Here is an 18,167-nt window from a genome sequence, read left to right on the forward strand (position 1 = left end):
ATGGCGCGCTACATCACGATCACGCTCGACAAGCGCGGCGTCTCCTGCCGCGCGCGGCTGCTCGACGCCGAGGCGCCGCGCACCTGCCAGGCCGTATGGGACGCCCTGCCCCAGAGCGGCTCGGCCTACCACGCGAAGTACGCGCGCAACGAGGTCTACACGCTCGTACCGCCCTTCGCGAACCCCAAGCCGGGCCGCGAAAACCCGACCATCACGCCGATCCCGGGCGACGTCGTGTACTTCGGGTTCGAGGCGTGGGAGATCGGCAACCCCGCGTACGGCTACGACGACGACAGTGAGGCGCACGGCGACCAGGGCGCCACGGACCTCGCGATTTTCTACGGGCGCAACAACCTCCTGATCAACGGCGACGCCGGCTGGGTGCCGGGCAACGTGTTCGCCACGATCGAAGAGGGCCTGGCCGAGATGGCGGCTGCCGCGCAGGACCTGTGGCTGCGCGGCGTCGAAGGCGAGACGCTCACGTACGCCCGCGCCGAGTAGGACCCCCAGCAAAGGCCTCCGCGTCCGGTGTCCGGACGGGCGCGGAGGCCTTCGTCGTCCCCCAGCACCCCCGGCTCAGTTGGCGCCGTTGACGTAGTTCTCGTACAGCGCCTTCCACACGTCGAGATCGGCGAGCTCGTCGGCCAGGCACCGGCCTTCTCCGGTGAGCGCGAACCGCGTGTCCGGCGCCGGGCGCTCGTCCCACGAACCGGTCCCCCGGACGAGCCCCTCGGCGGCGAGCACCCGCAGCACCCGGGCGAGCCAGTGACGCGACAGTCGGGTGCGCCTGCGCAGTTCGGTGAAGCCGGTCTCACCCTCGGTGAGCACGTCGATGACCTCGACGGCCTTGCGGTAGCCGGTCACGTGCAGCGGTCCGGGCACGGCACACCTCCTTCGCCCGCGACGTTAAAGCGGTCAGGCACAAGGAACTCGGGCCGTTGACGAAGCTTTGACGTGGCCGTCGCGGGCGTTGACACCACGCTTCTGTCACCCGGGCGTGTGAACCTCCGAGACTCACCATTCGTGGCAGCCCCGTCACCGGTTCGGGTAACGGCGACGCCCGGTTGTCGCAACGGAAGTCTGCTACCGAGAGTGATCAACAGGACTCTTGGCTACCTACGGTGGCCGACCGTCCACAATGGCACCCCGCCGCAGAACACGAAAGCCTTACGCGTTTATGGTGGGAAGATTCGTGACGACCACCCCTGCCGGCGAATGGCTTTTTGACACCACGCCAGGGCGGTGAAAATCTTCGGTCGCTCCTCGCGAGAGCACAACTGAACACAAATCAGAACAAGGAGCCCCTCAATGCACACGTTCATCCAGCACGCGCACCACGGCCACGACCTGATCACGGGTCTGCTCGCCCACCTGGCGCACGTGCTCGGCTGGCTTGTCTGATCTGGCGGCAAAGTTTCACCGGGGGCCGGCCTGTTGGCGCGGGCCGGTCCCCTCGGTCGGCCTTTTTTCGAACCAGCCCGAATCACCCGCCACGCCGCGCGCAACGGCGTGGCACAGTTTTCGTTCCGGCCATTTTTCGGCGACTCGCGGGGCGTCGCCGAAAAGGCCGTTTTTCGTTTTCCGGTGAATCGGGTCGGCACCGAGGCCGCCGGTCGCCACGGGGGCGCGAACGGCCCCGTCGCGACACCCCTCCCATGAACGTGAAGAAGTTTCATAGCGAGCCCTCCTCGCGACGTACTACGCTTCGGTAACCAGGCACCGGCGCGTGAGGGAGTGGCAGCTGATGGGTACCGTCGCGGCACGGCTGGCGGACATCGTCGGGGCGGAGAATCTGCTGGTCGGCGAAGCGATCTCCGACGACTACGCCCACGACGAAGCGCTGAGCGTGCAGCAGCAGAAGCCCGCGTACGTCGCGAAGCCGCACACCGCCGAGGAAGTCGCAGAGCTGCTGAAGGCCGCGACGGAAGCCGGCCTGCCCGTGACCGCTCGGGGCTCCGGCACCGGGCTCTCCGCGGCCGCGCGGCCCGTCGAAGGCGGTCTGCTCGTGTCGTTCGAGCGGATGAACTCCGTCCTCGAAATCGACACCGAGAACCACGTCGCCGTGGTGCAGCCGGGCGTCACGCTCGCGGAGCTGGACCAGCGCACGGCGGAGGCGAACCTGACCTACCCCGTGTACCCCGGGGAGCTGAGCGCGAGCATCGGCGGCAACGTCGGCACCAACGCGGGCGGGATGCGCGCGATCAAGTACGGCGTGACCCGCAGCAACGTCCTCGGCCTGCAGGCCGTGCTGCCCACCGGCGAGATCATCCGCACGGGCGGGCGTACGTCGAAGATCTCCACGGGCTACGACCTCACGCAGCTGATCGTCGGTTCGGAGGGCACGCTCGCGCTCGCCACCGAGGTCACGGTGAAGCTGCACCCGCGGCTGCCCCACGGCGCCACCGTGCTCGCGCCGTTCGACGACTTCGACCAGGTGATGGCCGCGGTGCCGAAGATCGTGACGAGCGGGCTCGCACCGCACATCCTCGAGTACATCGACAACCTCACGATGGCCGCGATCGTCTACAACGAGAAGCTCGAGCTCGGTGTCCCCGACGCGATCCGCGACAAGGTGCAGGCGTATCTGGTGGTGGCGCTGGAAAACCGCGACACCGGCCGGCTGGGCGAGGACGTCGAGACGCTCGGCGCGCTGCTGGGCGAACTCGGTGCGATCGACGTGTACGTGCTCGAAGGCGGCTCCGCGCGCAAGCTCATCGAGGCGCGGGAAAAGGCGTTCTGGTCGGCCAAGTCCGCGGGGGCCGACGACGTGATCGACGTCGTGGTACCGCGCTCGTCGATGTCGCCTTTCCTCACCAAGGCGCGCGAGCTGGCGCAGACCGCGGGCGCCGGCGCGATCGGCTGCGGGCACGCGGGCGACGGCAACGTCCACCTCGCGATCTTCTGCAAGGACCCCGAAGTGCGCACGAAACTGCTCACCGACATCTTCACCTGCGCCATGGACCTCGGCGGCGCGATCTCCGGCGAACACGGCCTCGGCCGCACGAAGACCAAGTACCACAAGGAACTCGAAGACCCGGCGAAGCTCGAGCTGCTGCGGCGGATCAAGCAGGGGTTCGACCCCGCCGGCATCCTCAACCCCGGCGTCCTCTTCGGCTGAGTTCTCCGGACGTCCACCCAGAAAGTGAGCAGCATGAACGGCGCCCAGTCCCTGATCCGCACCCTCGTCGACGCCGGGGTGGAGGTCTGCTTCTCGAACCCCGGCACGTCGGAGATGCACTTCGTCGCCGCGCTCGACTCCGTGCCGGAGATGCGCGGGGTGCTCGGGCTGTTCGAGGGCGTGGTGACCGGCGCGGCCGACGGCTACGCGCGCATCGCCGAGAAGCCCGCCGCGACCCTGCTGCACCTCGGCCCCGGGCTCGGCAACGGCCTCGCGAACCTGCACAACGCGCGCCGCGCGCACACGCCGGTGGTCAACGTCGTCGGTGACCACGCGACCTACCACAAGCAGTACGACGCGCCGCTCGAGTCGGACATCGACGCGCTCGCGGGATCGCTCGAAGGCTGGGTACGCCGGTCTTCGCACACGAAGGACGTCGGTGCCGACGCGGCCGCGGCCGTCGCGGCTTCGCAGGACGCGCCCGGCCGGGTGGCGACGCTGATCCTGCCCGCAGACGCGTCCTGGGGCGACGGCGGCGAGACGTGCGCGCCGATCCCGCCGCGCGCGCCGCAGGCCGTGGACGCGACGACGGTGAAGAACATCGCCGAGGTGCTGCGCAGCGGTGAATCGGTGGCGCTGCTCATCGGTGGTCCCGCCTGCCGCGAGGCCGGACTGCTGGCCACCAGCCGCATCGCGGCCGCGACGGGCGCGAAGGCACTGATCGAGACCTTCCCGACCCGCCTCGAACGCGGCGCGGGCCTGCCGAACATCGAGCGGCTCGGGTACCTGTCGGAGCAGGCGATGTACCAGCTCGACGGTGTGAAGCACCTGATCGTGGCCGGTACGCGGGCGCCGGTGTCGTTCTTCGCCTACCCCGGCAAGCCGAGCGTCCTCGTGCCCGAGGGCGCGAAGGTCCACGTGCTGGCGGAGGTCGGGCAGGACGTGGCGACCGCGCTGAGCGACGTGGCCGCGATCGTCGCCGCCGACGTCGAGCCGGTGCTGCAGGAGGCTTCGCGGCCGGCGTTGCCGAGCGGACCGCTGACGGCGCAGAACTGGGTCGAGGTGATCGGCGCGCTGCTGCCGGAGCAGGCGATCATCGCCGACGAGGCCAACACGTCCGGTCTGCTGCTGCCCGCGGCCACGGCGGGCGCCCCGCGCCACGACGTGCTGACGCTGACCGGCGGCGCGATCGGCTACGGCATGCCGGTGGCCACGGGCGCCGCGATCGCCGCACCGTCGCGTCCGGTGATCAACCTCCAGTCCGACGGCAGCGCGATGTACACGATCTCCGCGCTGTGGACGCAGGCGCGCGAGAACCTCGACGTCACCACGGTCATCCTCAACAACCACGCGTACGCGATCCTGCGGATGGAGCTGCAGCGCGTGGGCGCGGCGTCGGACGGTCCGAAGGCCAAGGACCTGCTCGACCTCAGCCGGCCCGACATGGACTTCGCGAAGATGGCCGAGGGCATGGGCGTGCCCGCCACGCGCGCGACCACGGCGGAGGAGCTGGCCGAGCAGTTCAGCCGGGCGCTGGCCGAGCCGGGGCCGCACCTGATCGACGCCGCGGTGGCGCCGCTGCTCTAGAAGACCGAACTGCCTGCGTTGCCGAACCCGCTGTCGAGCCAGTGGAAGGTGGCAGCGAGGCAGCGGGCGTCGTGGCAGTTACCGGTGGTCTTGTCTGACCCGGTTCAGCCTCGGTGGGTAGCCCTTGCCGCAGTCATCGCCGGGCTGTCGCGGGGATGGCGTTGTCGATGAGGACGGCAGCGATGGCGGCGGCGGTGGTGAACACGTCGGTGTTCAGGACGCGGGTGCGGGCCGCGGCGCCGTCCAGGAGCAGCGCCAGTTGCTCACCGAGGTGTTCGGGGTCGGTGGCGCCGGCCTCGCGGGCGGCTTCGGTGAGCCGGGCGGCAAAGGCGCGCTTGTAGTCGCGGGCGTACACGCGGGCCGGGTGGCCCGGGTCGGGGATTTCGACGGCCGCCTGGATGAAGGGGCACAGGGGCGCGTGCGCGTCGAACACGGCGAGAAGTCGTTCGCGAGGTGTGAGGTCGGTGCGGTCGAACACTTCGGGCAGGATGTCGGGATCGAATCGGTGCAGGCATTCGGCGATCAGCTCGTCCTTGCCGGCGAAGTGCTGGTACAGCGTGCGTTTGGATACCTCAGCCGCCGCGCAGAGCTGGTCCATGCCGGTGCAGTTGATGCCCTGATCGCGGAACAGTTGTTGTGACGCGCTGACGATGCGCTCTCGTGCGCCCCTGCCGCGGCGCAGGCCTCGCGGCCCCTTCTCCAATTCTGTCACGCGCCCAGTGTAGCCGACTTGGGTACTGACCGGTGTACATAGCTTGCATCCCGCGCACCTGCCCGCTAAGTTAAGCACTCAGATCGGTGTACATAACATCGGCAGAGCGAGTGAATGGAGTGGCTGTGGGAAAGCTCGACGGCAAGGTAGCGGTGATCACCGGCGGATCCACCGGCCTGGCACTGGCCGGCGCCAAGCTGTTCGTCGAGGAAGGAGCGCACGTCTTCATCCAGGCTCGGCGGCAGGAAGCATTGGACGACGCCGTCAAGCTGATCGGCCGCAACGTCACCGCAGTGCAGGGTGACGCAGCCGACCTGGACGACCTGGACCGCTTGTACGACACCGTCAAGCGGGAAAAGGGCTCGATCGACGTGCTGTGGGCCAGCGCCGGAACGGGTGAACCCGCCGTCCTCGGCGAGATCACCGAGGAGCAGTTCCACCGCGCCTTCTGGCTCAACGCGCGAGGCACCCTTTTCACCGTCCAGAAGGCACTGCCACTGATCAACGACAACGGGTCGATCTTCATGACCGGATCCAACGCCTCACTCGGCGCCTTCCCGGGCTGGAGCCTCTACGCGGGAAGCAAAGCCGTCCAGCAGGCCTGGGCCCGCGTCTGGCTCAACGAACTGCGCGACCGCAATATCCGGGTCAACGTCCTGACTCCCGGCCAGGTCGCCACCGCCAAACAGGAAGAACTGTTCGACGAGGCCACCAAAGCCGCATTCGAGTCCCTCATCCCCCGCGGAAAGATGGGCCGCCCCGAAGAAATCGCCGCCGTCGCCCTGTTCCTCGCCTCCGACGACTCCGGCTACGTCAACGGCCTGGAACTCGTTGCCGACGGCGGCGCCACCGCCATCTGACCCACGCAGAAGAGAGCGCACCTCATGAGCAACATCACCCTCATCGGTACGGGAAACATGGCCCGTACCATCGGCACGCTCGCGGTGGCGGGCGGCAACACCGTCGAGGTGATCGGCCGCGACGCGGCCAAATCCGCAGCCCTGGCCAAGACACTCGGCGGCGGCGCCACAACCGGGACGTTCGGTGCTGCCCCGGCCGGCGACATCGTCATCCTCGCAGTGCTGTTCGACAGCGCCGTGCCGGTCGTCCGCGAGTTCCGGGACGCGCTGGCCGGCAAGATCATCGTCGACATCACCAACCCCTTCAACGCGACCGGCACCGGGCTGGCCCTCCCCCACGACACCTCCGTCGCCCAAAGCGTGGCCGATGCCGCGCCCGCGAGCGCCCATGTCGTGAAGGCGTTCAACACCCTTTTCCGCCACGTCCTGGCCCGAGGCGGCCCCGTGGACGTGTTCCTGGCCGGCGACGATGCGCAGGCCAAGGCGAGCGTGTCGACGTTCATCGAGAGCCTCGGGCTACACCCACGGGACACCGGCGACCTGAGCATGGCCCACTGGGTGGAGGGAGCGGGTGTGCTGACGATGGGCTTGGCCCGCTACGGCGTGGGGAACTTCGACTTCTCCCTCGGCATCAACAACCTCGGCTGAGCCGCCGCCACACCCGGCATGTGGGGACACCCACAACTACCACGCCGCGCTCCCCAGACCGTTTTCCTAAACGGCAGCCGGTTCCGGGGCGGCCGTCTTCGCGCGAACCGGGGGCACGAGGGCCGTGAGGCCCAGCCCGATCACCGCGGCGACGGCCGCCACCGCGAACGTCGTGCGGAAGCCCGTGAGCGAAGGGACCGTCAGCGCGCCGACGGTGATGGTCAGGTTGGCGAGCAGCGTGGCCATCACCGCGCTGGACGTGGAGGTGCCGACGGACCGCATGAGGGAGTTGAGGCCGTTGGCGGAAGCCGTTTCCGTCACCGGCACCGAACCCATGATGAGCGCGGGCATGGCGGCGTAGGCGATGCCGACGCCCGCGCCGATGATCACGGACGCGGTGACGAGCTCGACGACGTTGTCCATCAGCAGGATCGCGAAGACGTACCCGAGCGCGATCACCACGGACCCGGTCATCAGGGTGACGCGCGCGCCGTAGCGGTTGGTCAGGCGCGCGGAGACGGGCGACAGCGCCATCATGACCAGGCCGTTGGGCGCGAGGCAGAGGCCGGCCTGGACCATGGTCTGGCCGAGTCCGTAGCCGGTGGCCGACGGTGCCTGCAGCAGCTGCGGGAACGACAAAGCCATGGCATACATGGAAAATCCGACGAGGATCGACGCCAGGTTCGTGAACAGCACCGGCCGCCGCGCCGACACGCGCAGGTCGACGAGCGGGTCACGGCGGCGCAGCTGGTACCAGCCCCACGCGAGCAGCACGACGACGGCCGCGGCCGCGGTGGCGAGCGTGCCGGCGCTGCCCCAGCCCCATTCGCCGCCCTTGACGATCGGCAGCAGCAGGCAGGTAAGGCCGACGACCAGGCCGAACGCCCCCAGGTAGTCGAACGGCGCGGGCGTGCGCACGGGCGACTCGCCGACGTAGCGCAGGATCAGCGCCGCACACACCACACCGAGCGCGGCGGCGCTCCAGAACAGCACGTGCCAGTCGGCGTTCTGCGCCACGACGGCCGCCAGCGGCAGGCCGATCGCACCGCCGACACCCAACGTCGCACTCATCAACGCGACCGCGCCGCTCACGCGCTCGGGCGGCAGCTCGTCGCGCATGATGCTGATCCCCAGCGGAATCACGCCCATCGCGCAACCCTGCAACCCACGGCCGACGACCATCAGCGCCAGCGAGCTCGTCAGCGCCGAGATCACCGAGCCGGCCACCAGCACGGCCAGGCTCGCCAGCAGCACGCGCCGCTTGCCGTACAGATCCCCGAGCCGCCCCGCGACGGGCGTGATGATCGCCCCCGCCAGCAACGTCACCGTCACGACCCACGACGCGTCGGTCGCGGATGCGTTGAGCAGCTTCGGAAACGCCGGGATCAGCGGCACCACCAACGTCTGCATGAACGACGCGACCAGCCCGCACGACGCGAGCACCACGACGATCGCCCGCCCACCTGCCTGAGCCACTTCCGACCCCCGGTTTTATCCGTACGTGATACCGGAACGCACCGTACCGGTTGTCGGGACCATCATGGGAGCTTCGTGATCGAAGCGACTTACCGGACTGGGCCGAACGGAGCAGTCATTCCGGACAGTGGCGGATCAGAGCCAGGTTCGGACGCCGCCGTGGCCCGAGCAGGTGCCTGAACGGTGCTGGCTGTAGCTGTAGCTGCCGTCCTTGCAGAGAGCGGTCGCACCTGCCGGATTGGACGACGGGCGGTGGACGCAGACGCCGGACGAATTGCGGTAGTAGTCGGCACCGCAGGCGGCCGAGTTGGTTTTCGGCGGGGCCGCGGTGGTTTTCGGAGTGGTTTTGGCTTTCGCCGTTGTTTTCGGAGCCGCAGCCTTCGTCGCGGTGGTTTCCGGCGCGACGTATGTCGGCACCGAAGTGGTCGAAACGGGCGAATCGGTCGTCGCCGGCGTCGCGGAAGTGCTTTCCGGTAAAGCAGAACTGCTCGGCGCCGCCGTCGTGGTGACCGGTGCGACGACGCCGGTGTGCCCGGCCGGCTCCGGCGTCGCTCCACAACCCGCGACCAGCAGTCCGGCAGCCAGCACCATTCCCAGTTTGCGCAACACCCTGTGCCTCCTCGAAAAAAGAACATGCGCCGCCTTGTCGAGGAAATGGCGACGAATGTTACGTTTGTGAACAAATACTCGGAAAGGCGCGAAATCCGTTGCCCGGCCACGAAAACGACTCGTCCGCGAGGTCCGCCCGGCAAGTGGGTTCCGGCCGGCGTGCTCGGCCGCACCGGTGATCTTGTGACACTTTTTCCCGGTTGTCACAGCGCCGTTCCCCCGAGGAAGATGTGGCGCGTGCGGAAACGAGCGGTGGTGGCCGGGGGCGGAGTCGTCGGGCTGACGACGGGGCTGGCGCTCCGGCAGGCGGGGTTCGAAACCCTGGTGTGCGAACAGGAATCCGAGATCCGTGGCGTCGGCGCCGCGCTGGGTTTGTGGGCCAACGCGCTCGCGGTGTTCGACCGGCTGGGTGTGGGTGGGGACATCCGCGCGGCCGGCGTGCCGAGCGCGATTCGGTACCAGGACCCGGCCGGGCAGGTCATGGACGAGTACTACGGCGACCTCGCGGACGTCGACTACCTCATGGTCACGCGCCAGCGCCTCAACGAGCTGCTCGCCGCCGCGCTGAGCACAGACGAACCGGCCGCTGCCGAGCTGCGCACTTGTGCCCGCGTCACCGGCTACCGGGACCACGACGGCGGTGTGACCGTGGAGTTCGCCGACGATTCCACCGAGGAAGCCGACCTCCTCGTCGGCGCCGACGGGGTGTACTCGCGCGTCCGCGAGCAGCTCTCCCCCGGCTCGGCCGCGCAGGAGTACCCGGGCCACCTGGCGTGGCGCGGGATCGTCGCCGAGAGCGCGATCCCGGAGATCACGGTGGAACGCTTCGTCGTCGGCCGCGAGCGCACCCGCGGCGGCGTGGTCCGCAGCGGCGGCGGCACGGCGTTCTGGGTCCTCGCACAGCTGGGCGCACCGCCCACCACGCGCTCCGCGAAGGAGGAAGCCCTCGCGCGCGTCCCCCATCTCCACGACGGCGGCTGGCCGTTCCCCTTGCGCGAGGCCATCGAGGCGACGCCGGAGGACCGCGCGGTCAGCAACCGCGTGATGGCGCTGCCCCTGCAGTCGCGCTGGGTCTCCGCCCACGTCGCCCTCGCCGGCGACTCCGCGCACGCCGTCTCGCCGCACATCACGTCGGGCGCGTCTCTGGGCATCGAGGACGCCGCGGTCCTCGCCGGCTGCCTGCGCGACGCCGACGTCCCGACGGCGCTGCAGGCCTACGAAGCCGACCGGCTCCCCCGCTACGCCGACGTGTACCGCTGGGTCGACGAGGTCGCCGCGGCCGCCGACGAGCCGCACCTCTACGCCAAGGAGTTCTTCGACTTCGTCCGGTGGATGCTCGGCCGCTGACCGCCCGGCGTCACGGTCGGCGGCATCGGTGGTTCCGGCTACGTCCGGTCGGGGCGCGCGGTACGGTGTCGACGGGCCGGGGAGTGCCCGGAACCGACGGAGGCTACGGGGGCCAGTACGTGGGGATTTTCGACAAGATCCGCGGCGAGTTCATCGACATCATCGAGTGGACCGACGACAGTCGTGACACGATCGTGTGGCGCTTCCCGCGCTACGACAACGAGATCAAGATGGGTGCCAAGCTCACCGTCCGCGAATCGCAGGCCGCGGTCTTCGTCAACGAGGGCCAGGTCGCCGATGCCTACGCGCCGGGTCTGCACACCCTGCAGACGCAGAACATGCCCATCCTGTCCACGCTCAAGGGCTGGAAGTACGGGTTCAACTCGCCGTTCAAGGCCGAGGTGTACTTCGTCAACACCCGGCAGTTCACCGACCTCAAGTGGGGCACGCAGAACCCGATCATCCTGCGCGACCCTGAGTTCGGCATGGTCCGGCTCCGCGCGTTCGGCGGGTACGCGGTGCGCGTGATCGAGCCGGTCGCGCTGCTCAAGGAGCTCGCGGGCACCGACCCGCAGTTCCGCACCGAGGAGGTCTCCGAGTACCTCCGGCAGATGATCATCGGCAAGCTCGGCCCCGCCATCGCCGCGGCCAAGGTGCCGATGCTCGACCTGGTCACCCAGCAGGACCGGATCGGCGGCGCGATCGCCAACGCGCTCAACCTCGAACTGCACGCCAACGGCATCGAGATCTCGAAGTTCATCATCGAGAACATCTCGGTCCCGCCCGAGGTCGAGGCCGCGATGGACAAGCGGACCCAGATGGGCGTGGTCGGTGATCTCGACCAGTACACGAAGTTCCAGTCCGCCAACGCGATCGAAGCGGCCGCGAACAACCAGGGCGGCGCGGGTGAAGGCCTGGGCATCGGCCTCGGCATGGCGCTCGGCCAGCGGGCCGCGGGGCCGCAGGGCGCGCCGCAGCAGTACCAGCAGCCGCAGCCCCAGTACCAGCCGCAGCCGCAGCAGTATCAGCAGCAGCCGCCGTCCGGACCGACGCCGCAGATGCCGCCACCACTGCCCCAGTCCGAGCAGTGGTTCCTCGGGGCGAACGGTCAGCAGCTCGGCCCGTTCGACCGGAGCCAGCTCGGGCAGCAGATCTCGTCGGGCACGCTGACCCGGGAGACCCTCGTGTGGAAGTCCGGAATGCCGCAATGGACGCCGGCCTCGCAGGTGCCGGAGGTCTCGCCGCTGTTCGGCGCGACTCCGCCGCCGCTGCCGCCGCAGTCCTGAGCCGTCCTGACTCGTCCAGCGGAGGGGAGCCGCCATGACCAACCCGAACTACCCGCACCACGGCCCGATGCCGAGCGGACCCATGCCCGGCGGGCCCATGCCCGGTAGCCCGATGCCGGGGGCACCCGTGCCCGGCGGTGCCATGCCGGGCGGCACGTTGCCCGCCGGGCCGATGCCGGGCGGCGCCGTGCCCGGCGGGCCGATGCCAGGGGCACCCATGCCCGGCGGTCCCCAGCAGTCCGGTCCGCCACCCGCGTTCGCGCCGGCGAACACGGCCGCGACCACCTACCCGTGCGGCGGCTGCGGCGCCCGCCTGGAGTTCGCGCCGGGGTCCACCTCGATGCAGTGCCCGTATTGCGGGTTCCGCCAGGAGATCACGGCGGGCGACCGGCAGATCCGCGAGATCGCGTTCGCCGATCTGACCGACCTGGCGCGCAAACCGGTGGCCACGATCGGCCAGTACGTCTTCAAGTGCCAGCGCTGCGGCGCCACCACCGAGACGAACGAAACGGCCAGTCTGTGCCAGTTCTGCGGTGCACCCTTGGTGATCGACGCGCACGCGTCCGGGCAGCTCGTGCCCGAAGGCGTGCTGCCGTTCCAGTTCGACAAGGGCGCGGTGAGCACGCACCTGAAGAAGTGGACGAATTCGCGCTGGTTCGCGCCGAACGCGTTGAAGAAGGTCGGCACGGCCGAGTCGACCAAGAGCACCTACATCCCGCACTGGACCTACGATTCGCAGACGGACACCGTCTACTCCGGACAGCGCGGCGAGCACTACTGGGTCACCGAGACCTACTACGACAACGGGCAGCAAAAGACCCGCCGGGTGCGGCACACGCGCTGGTACCCGGCGGGCGGCCGGGTGGCCCGGTTCTTCGACGACGTGCTGGTGCCCGGCAGCACCCAGCTGCCGCCGAAGGAGCTCGACCGGCTCGCGCCGTGGCCGTTGGAGCAGGCCGAGCCGTATCAGCCGCAGTTCCTCGCCGGGCACTTCGCGCTGCGCTACGACATCGAGGCAGAAAGCGGCTTCGAGGAAGCGAAGCGCCGCATGACGCCGGTCATCGAGGACGACTGCCGCCACGACATCGGCGGCGACGAACAGCGCGTGCAGTCGATGAACACGCAGCACCGCGACGTCACCTTCAAACTGATGCTGCTCCCGGTCTGGGTCGCCACCTACGTCTACGCCGGCAAGAACTGGCGGATCCTCGTCAACGGCCGCACCGGCGAAGTGCAAGGCGAACGGCCCTACAGCAAGGTGAAGATCGCCATCGCTGCCCTCCTCGCGCTGATCGTCATCGCCGCGATCGTCTACTTCGTCGCGATCCGCGGCCACAGCAGCGGATCAACGCATTCGTCGACCACCCACTCGACCAGCCACCACACCACGGTCACGCACCACCATTGACCGGGTCCGCCCGACGGTCCGATGAGTTTTCGGTGTGCCCGCAGTCAGTACGGGCACACCGAAAACGAACGGAGACTCCCATGGGCAACGTGCGCTGGCACCTCATGATGTCGCTCGACGGCTTCGCGGCCGGCCCCGGCCACTCGATGGACTGGATGTCCGGCACCAAAGTCGCCCCCGCCACCCACCGCGACGCCCTGTCCACCCTCGGCGCCGTCCTGGGCGGCCGCCGCGGCTACGACGCCCTCGCGCGGCGCTTCCCCGGCAACGCGAGCCGCCAGCCGTACGGCGGCGAGTGGACCGGCCCCGTGTTCGTGCTGACCCACCACCCCCACGACGCCGTCCCGGACGCCGGCATCACGTTCCTCGACTGCGATTTGACCGAGGCCGTCGAGATCGGCCTGGCCGCCGCGAAGGGCAAGGACCTGGAGATCCACAGCCAGGACATCGCGCGCCAATGCCTGGCGCTCGGCCTGATCGACGAGTTCCGCGTCCACCTGGCCCCCGTGATGCTCGGCTCGGGCGTGCGCCTCTTCGACAGCCCGGGCACCGCGCCCGTCCACTGGGCCCGCATTTACGACGGCGACCCGGCGCTGGCGGTGGACCTGCGGTACCGCCCGGTGCGGTGAGCACGTGCGCCCGCCCCTACCGCAGCCCCTGCCGCCACGAGCACGCCCGCATCAGGTGCCCGGTTCTTCGACCGGATCCTGCGCAGGAGCCGCGGTCGCTGACCATCATCGTCAACCTCAACGACCGGCTGCGCGAAGCGAGCGAACGCGGCCGGCTCGGCGAGGTCGACGGACTCAAGGTACGCAAGGCCGCACCGTCGATCTGCCCACACCGACACCACTGCGACGACCGCGATGAAACGAGTAGGCCTGCGAGCAGAAGACGCCGAGCAGGAGAAATGCAATTGACCGCCCGCTGTGGTGCCGCACACCATGCACTATGAACACCGACCTCGCCCGGCACTACGCCACCGACGCCGAAAACATCCGATTGGCGAGGTCGCCACATGGCCGACTGGAGTTCCTGCGCACGCAAGAACTTCTCCGCCGGAGCCTCGCTACGCCGGCAGCCGTGCTCGACGTGGGAGGCGGAACCGGAGTGCATGCCGAATGGCTTGCGCGCGACGGTCACACAGTGCATCTCATTGACCTGGTGCCCGCACATGTCGACGCCGCATCGATGTTGCCTGGCGTCACGGCGCAGGTCGCCGATGCTCGTCAATTGCCTGTTTCCGACGCCGGCAACGACGCGGTACTGATGCTGGGGCCTCTCTACCACCTCGTTGATCAAGCTGACCGCGCACGAGCACTGGCGGAAGCACGGCGGGTGTTGCGACCGGGAGGCGTGTTGGCAGCGGCAGGTATCAGCCGCTATCTCTCCGTTGTGGAGACAGGCACCAACGGCACTCTCGACGCAACTCTGATGTCCTCGGTGGAGGCCGTCATCGCATCAGGCCGCTACGACGGGCATGTCGGATTCACTCCCACCCACTGGCATACCGCGGACGAGCTGCGAGTCGAGATCCAATCCGCCGGTTTCAGCGATGTTGAGGTCTACGGAGTCGAAGGACCAGCCTGGGCCGCGCTCGACGTCGCCGGCATGGACGCGTTCCCTGCTCTTGCGCACTCGGCACTGCACTGCGCGCGCCTCGTCGAACAAGATCCATCGCTGATCAACGCCAGCGCTCACTTCCTGGCGGTTGCGAGGTCGCCATCCGCTGACTGATCGCCTGCGCGCCGACGTTCGGCCCGGTCCGCGCTGGTGGATTTCGCCGAGTTCCTCGTGGGTTCCTGAGCCGAGGGCGTGGCTCGATCGCGCTGCCGGTGGCCGCGGGATTCGGCGCCACGGTGCTGCTCGCCGTCGAAAAGGACGAACCGGAGACCGTCCAGCGGTTCGAGTTCACCGACGCCCAGCTGGACTTCGGCTCGATCGAGGGCCTTGGTCGCACAAGGACCGCAGGCCGCGCCTCGTCTTCGAAGACGTGCGATTCACCCGGTGCCGCTGGGAAATCACCGCATACAAGCGCCATGAGCGCATGATCCGGCTGATCGACTGCGTACTCGACACGGTTGACCTCGCGATCGACGAGCATGGTCTGACCCTGCCCCGGCCGGACATCCGGAATGTCGAACTCCGAGGGTGACACCACCTTGCCCGAAACCTACGTCCGTTACCGGCCTGCCACGCAACCGTCGAGCTGATCCGGCCCGTCACGAATCCGCCGGGCACCACGCGTCCGACGCCCGCCCCGCCGCCATGCCACAGAAGCCCTGCAGGCCCCGCACCACCTCGCCGCCCTCGACGCGCAGCACCGAGACGGGCTTGGCTTCCGGGACGTGGCGGCCGATGTCGCCGCCGTAGTCGATGGTACCGGTGACGCCTTCGATGTATTTGTTCGTCTGGTGGTCGTCGGGGCGGGAGGTGTGGATGGCGGTGATCTCGCGCCAGACCGCGCCCGGTGTCACGGGGATGTTGGCGGACGTCTCGCGCAGGTAGGCGGTGGCCGTGATCATCACCAGCGCGGCGTCGTAGGACAGCGCCGCGTGGCCGTCGAAGGAGCGGCCGCGTTCGGTCTGCTCGAACGGGAACAGCGTGCGGTCCAGCGTGGTGTAGAAGTCGCGCGCCAGGCCTTGCGGGTCGGTGGCCGGTTCACTGGCGAAGGACAGGTAGTAGTACGGCAGCGCGCGGATCTGCTCGCGCGCCACCTGGTCGGCGACATGGCGGGACACGTCGTCGTCGCCGAGGATCGTGGCGGTGCTGCCGCACTGGGCGGCGCCGGTGGCGAAGTCGCCGAAGTCCGGGACGCCGCGGCCGGCGAAGAGGACGAAACCGTTGTAGGAGCAGGTGTCCCGGCCGGCCGCGGCGGCGTTGCCGACGAGACCTTCGCCGTAGCGGTCGTGAGACGAAGGCGCCTGCTGGCCGCCGTCCGGTGTGAAAGCCCGGGCCTCGACCGAAAAGCCCTTGTCCGCGAACGACTTCACGACGTCGTCGCGCAGGTTGGTGCTGTAGGTGTCGGAATCGTCGTCCGAGTAGTACACGCGCAGGACCCGCGGGCCCGGTCGCGTGGCAGCGAAAGCGGCGGCCACCGCGGCCTCGCGCCGGTTCTGCGGCGCCACCTGGAAATACACCGGGTTCTGGTCGGCGAGCCCGTCGGCCGACAGCGTCGAAGCCACCACCGGCAGCCCGGCGTCGCCGAGTGCGCGGATGGTCTGCTGCGTCGGCAGGCTGCTCATGTCCAGCCCCACCACGCCGACGATGCTGTGGTCCCGCTCGGCCATCCGGCTCAGCTGTTGCGCGACGGCCACGCCCTTCCGCATCCCGAGTCCGCCGTTCGCCACGAGCACGCGCACGATCGGCTCGGCCGTCGCGGTCGCGGTGAGCTGCCGAAGCTGCGCGACCGCGACGCCTTCCAGGGACTCGCGTTCGGCCGTGAGGCCTTCGGGCGTGCCGTTGGACGACGTCAGCGCTTCGAGGTCCACGAGCGTGATGTACGGCCGTTCCGGGTGCGCCTCGTGCAGCTCGGCCGCGCGCCGGTTCTGGTCGGTGATCACGGAAAGCACCTGCCGGATGGTGTCGTCGGCGGGCTGGAACACCGTGAACGACCCGTCGGAGATCCCCACGCACTCGGTGCCCGTCCACGTGAGCCATTCGCTCGACGTGCCGCAGTGGCTCGTGCGGAAGTCCTCGTACCGCACCGCGACGACACTCGCCACCAGCGCCACGATCACCAGCGGCACCCCCAGCCGCATCCACCGCGTCGCCCACCACGGCGGACGGGCCTGACGACGCCGCAGCACATACGTGTCCCCCAGCGACTGCAAGTGCTTGCGCGCCCTGCTCCGCTGCTCGGGCGTGCCGGGGTCGAGGCCGATCGGCAGGTACCACGCGGCGGCGTCGCGGGCGCGGCGGTCGCGCAGCAGCTCGTGCTGCCACGAGCGGTACGCGTCGCCCGCGTCCGCCGCGGTCCACCGTGGACGGTCCTGGCTCGGCCGGTCGTCCGGCGGCGGTGCGTCGCTCGTGCTGACCACCAGCAACGGGTCGAACAGGCCCGTCTGGTTGCGCACGTCGTTGATGAGCTCCAGCAGCCGGTAGCCGCCGTTGGTGGTGGTGACGTGGTCGAGCAGCAGCACCGGGTACGTCATCCGCCGGCGCCGGAAGAACTGCAGCCGGTAGCCGCGGCGCAGGTCTTCGAGGAACGCGTTGACCAGCAGCCGCGCGACGAACTCCGGCGACTCCTGCTGCCACTCGCCGTCGGTGAGGCGCACCGCGAAGCGCACGAAGCTGCCCGACATCTCCGGCGCGAGGTGCGGCTGGCGCAGGAACCAGCGGTACCGCCCGGAAAGCAGCGGCACCCGGCCGGTGACGGCGAGCCGGAACGTCGCCATCGTCAGCAACCGCAGCACCAGCAACGGGTACTTCCACGCGTCGTTGGACGGCACCAGCTCCTTGCCGACGTTCTCGATCGCCGAGCGGAACCGCACCAGCAGGCCGTTGTCCTGCAGCTTGCGCAGCAACGTCCGCTCCGGCGGATCCGACGCGGGCAGCTTCTCGGCCATCAGCTGCACGACGAGCGTGAACAGCCCGAACCTGAGGCCGGAACCCCGCGAACGCGGGCTGCGCAACAGTTCGGTCCGCGCCTCCCACAGGATGTCGCGGATCGCGTGGACGCTGGCCTCGGTCGCCGGGCCTTCGGTGTCTTTGCGCTGGTCGAGCGGGAGGTACGCGTAGCGCACACCGCCGCTGGGCCGCGCCGTGCCCAGGCGCCGCTTGAACTCTTCGAGCACACCCTCGGCCGGCCCCACCAGGCAGACCATCGGCAAACCCTTGCGCCCCGCGCGTTCCTGCTGGTAACTGGCCTCCCACTCGACGTTCGCCGCGTGCAACGACCGCGGCAGATCCCCCATCCGCGGCCGCTGGTACAGCGCGCCGACGAGCTTCACCAGCTTGTCGGACCCCGCGAACGCGAGCGGGTCTTCACGCTCCTCGGTGGGCGCCGTCGTGGTCTGGTCCATGAACCAGTTTCACATGCGACGAGCGGGAGGGCTCCCGGCATTTCTGCCGTCACAGCGGCGAATGGCCTAGTCGGCGGGCTCCGGTCGCTCTCGCC

General features: G+C 69.4%; 16 protein-coding genes. 11 read left to right on the forward strand and 5 right to left on the reverse strand.

The features are described from left to right. Positions 1-501, forward strand: coding sequence for a DUF3830 family protein (locus tag AB0K15_RS16095; RefSeq protein WP_364050084.1), 501 nt, complete (start codon positions 1-3; stop codon positions 499-501). A gap of 75 nt (positions 502-576) precedes the next feature. Here the strand turns inward: AB0K15_RS16095 and AB0K15_RS16100 are convergent, their stop codons facing one another. Continuing rightward, complete coding sequence (locus tag AB0K15_RS16100) at positions 577-882, reverse strand: winged helix-turn-helix transcriptional regulator (protein ID WP_364050086.1); 306 nt, start codon at positions 880-882, stop codon at positions 577-579. Positions 883-1,744: 862 nt separating this feature from the next. Here AB0K15_RS16100 and AB0K15_RS16105 point away from each other — a divergent pair. Together AB0K15_RS16105 and AB0K15_RS16110 are read left to right on the forward strand one after the other, a co-directional pair. Next, complete coding sequence (locus AB0K15_RS16105) at positions 1,745-3,118, forward strand: FAD-binding oxidoreductase (RefSeq protein ID WP_364050088.1); 1,374 nt, start codon at positions 1,745-1,747, stop codon at positions 3,116-3,118. A 33-nt stretch (positions 3,119-3,151) separates the two neighbouring features. Next, entirely contained in the window at positions 3,152-4,705 is a 1,554-nt protein-coding gene (locus tag AB0K15_RS16110) for an acetolactate synthase large subunit (protein ID WP_364050090.1), read from the forward strand. Positions 4,706-4,838: 133 nt separating this feature from the next. On the opposite strand, the gene AB0K15_RS16115 is transcribed toward AB0K15_RS16110, so the two are convergent. After that, positions 4,839-5,417: a helix-turn-helix domain-containing protein gene (locus tag AB0K15_RS16115; protein WP_364050092.1), complete on the reverse strand. Its 579-nt coding sequence runs from the start codon at positions 5,415-5,417 to the stop codon at positions 4,839-4,841. A 125-nt stretch (positions 5,418-5,542) separates the two neighbouring features. Between AB0K15_RS16115 and AB0K15_RS16120 the strand changes: the two genes are divergently transcribed. Continuing rightward, entirely contained in the window at positions 5,543-6,277 is a 735-nt protein-coding gene (locus AB0K15_RS16120) for an SDR family oxidoreductase (RefSeq protein WP_364050094.1), read from the forward strand. A 24-nt stretch (positions 6,278-6,301) separates the two neighbouring features. Further along, on the forward strand, positions 6,302-6,925 hold the full coding sequence (locus AB0K15_RS16125; RefSeq protein WP_364050096.1) for an NAD(P)-binding domain-containing protein: 624 nt from the start codon (positions 6,302-6,304) through the stop codon (positions 6,923-6,925). 66 nt (positions 6,926-6,991) lie between these two features. Here AB0K15_RS16125 and AB0K15_RS16130 read toward each other — a convergent pair whose 3' ends face one another. After that, the gene (locus AB0K15_RS16130; RefSeq protein WP_364050098.1) at positions 6,992-8,401 is read right to left on the reverse strand and encodes an MFS transporter; all 1,410 of its coding nucleotides are present in this window, start codon (positions 8,399-8,401) and stop codon (positions 6,992-6,994) included. A gap of 135 nt (positions 8,402-8,536) precedes the next feature. Continuing rightward, positions 8,537-9,010 (reverse strand): DUF3761 domain-containing protein, encoded by a 474-nt coding sequence (locus tag AB0K15_RS16135; RefSeq protein WP_364050100.1) that lies wholly within the window; start codon positions 9,008-9,010, stop codon positions 8,537-8,539. A gap of 237 nt (positions 9,011-9,247) precedes the next feature. Here AB0K15_RS16135 and AB0K15_RS16140 point away from each other — a divergent pair, with 237 nt between their 5' ends. The 6 genes from AB0K15_RS16140 (at position 9,248) to AB0K15_RS16165 (ending at position 15,099) form a co-directional block, all read left to right on the forward strand. After that, complete coding sequence (locus AB0K15_RS16140) at positions 9,248-10,357, forward strand: FAD-dependent monooxygenase (RefSeq protein WP_364050102.1); 1,110 nt, start codon at positions 9,248-9,250, stop codon at positions 10,355-10,357. A 119-nt stretch (positions 10,358-10,476) separates the two neighbouring features. After that, positions 10,477-11,643, forward strand: a complete 1,167-nt coding sequence (locus AB0K15_RS16145) for an SPFH domain-containing protein (protein ID WP_364050104.1) — start codon at positions 10,477-10,479, stop codon at positions 11,641-11,643. Between the two features lie 34 nt (positions 11,644-11,677). Further along, positions 11,678-13,051: a hypothetical protein gene (locus AB0K15_RS16150; protein WP_364050106.1), complete on the forward strand. Its 1,374-nt coding sequence runs from the start codon at positions 11,678-11,680 to the stop codon at positions 13,049-13,051. 80 nt (positions 13,052-13,131) lie between these two features. After that, positions 13,132-13,680 (forward strand): dihydrofolate reductase family protein, encoded by a 549-nt coding sequence (locus tag AB0K15_RS16155; protein WP_364050108.1) that lies wholly within the window; start codon positions 13,132-13,134, stop codon positions 13,678-13,680. 319 nt (positions 13,681-13,999) lie between these two features. Then, positions 14,000-14,785, forward strand: coding sequence for a class I SAM-dependent methyltransferase (locus tag AB0K15_RS16160; protein WP_364050110.1), 786 nt, complete (start codon positions 14,000-14,002; stop codon positions 14,783-14,785). Positions 14,786-14,883: 98 nt separating this feature from the next. Further along, positions 14,884-15,099, forward strand: a complete 216-nt coding sequence (locus tag AB0K15_RS16165) for a hypothetical protein (RefSeq protein WP_364050112.1) — start codon at positions 14,884-14,886, stop codon at positions 15,097-15,099. Positions 15,100-15,270: 171 nt separating this feature from the next. Here the strand turns inward: AB0K15_RS16165 and AB0K15_RS16170 are convergent, their stop codons facing one another. Further along, positions 15,271-18,072, reverse strand: coding sequence for a hypothetical protein (locus AB0K15_RS16170; protein WP_364050114.1), 2,802 nt, complete (start codon positions 18,070-18,072; stop codon positions 15,271-15,273). Positions 18,073-18,167: the final 95 nt, after the last annotated feature.

Origin of the sequence: Amycolatopsis sp. NPDC049253, from assembly GCF_040678995.1 — a bacterium.
Taxonomy (GTDB): Bacteria; Actinomycetota; Actinomycetes; order Mycobacteriales; family Pseudonocardiaceae; genus Amycolatopsis.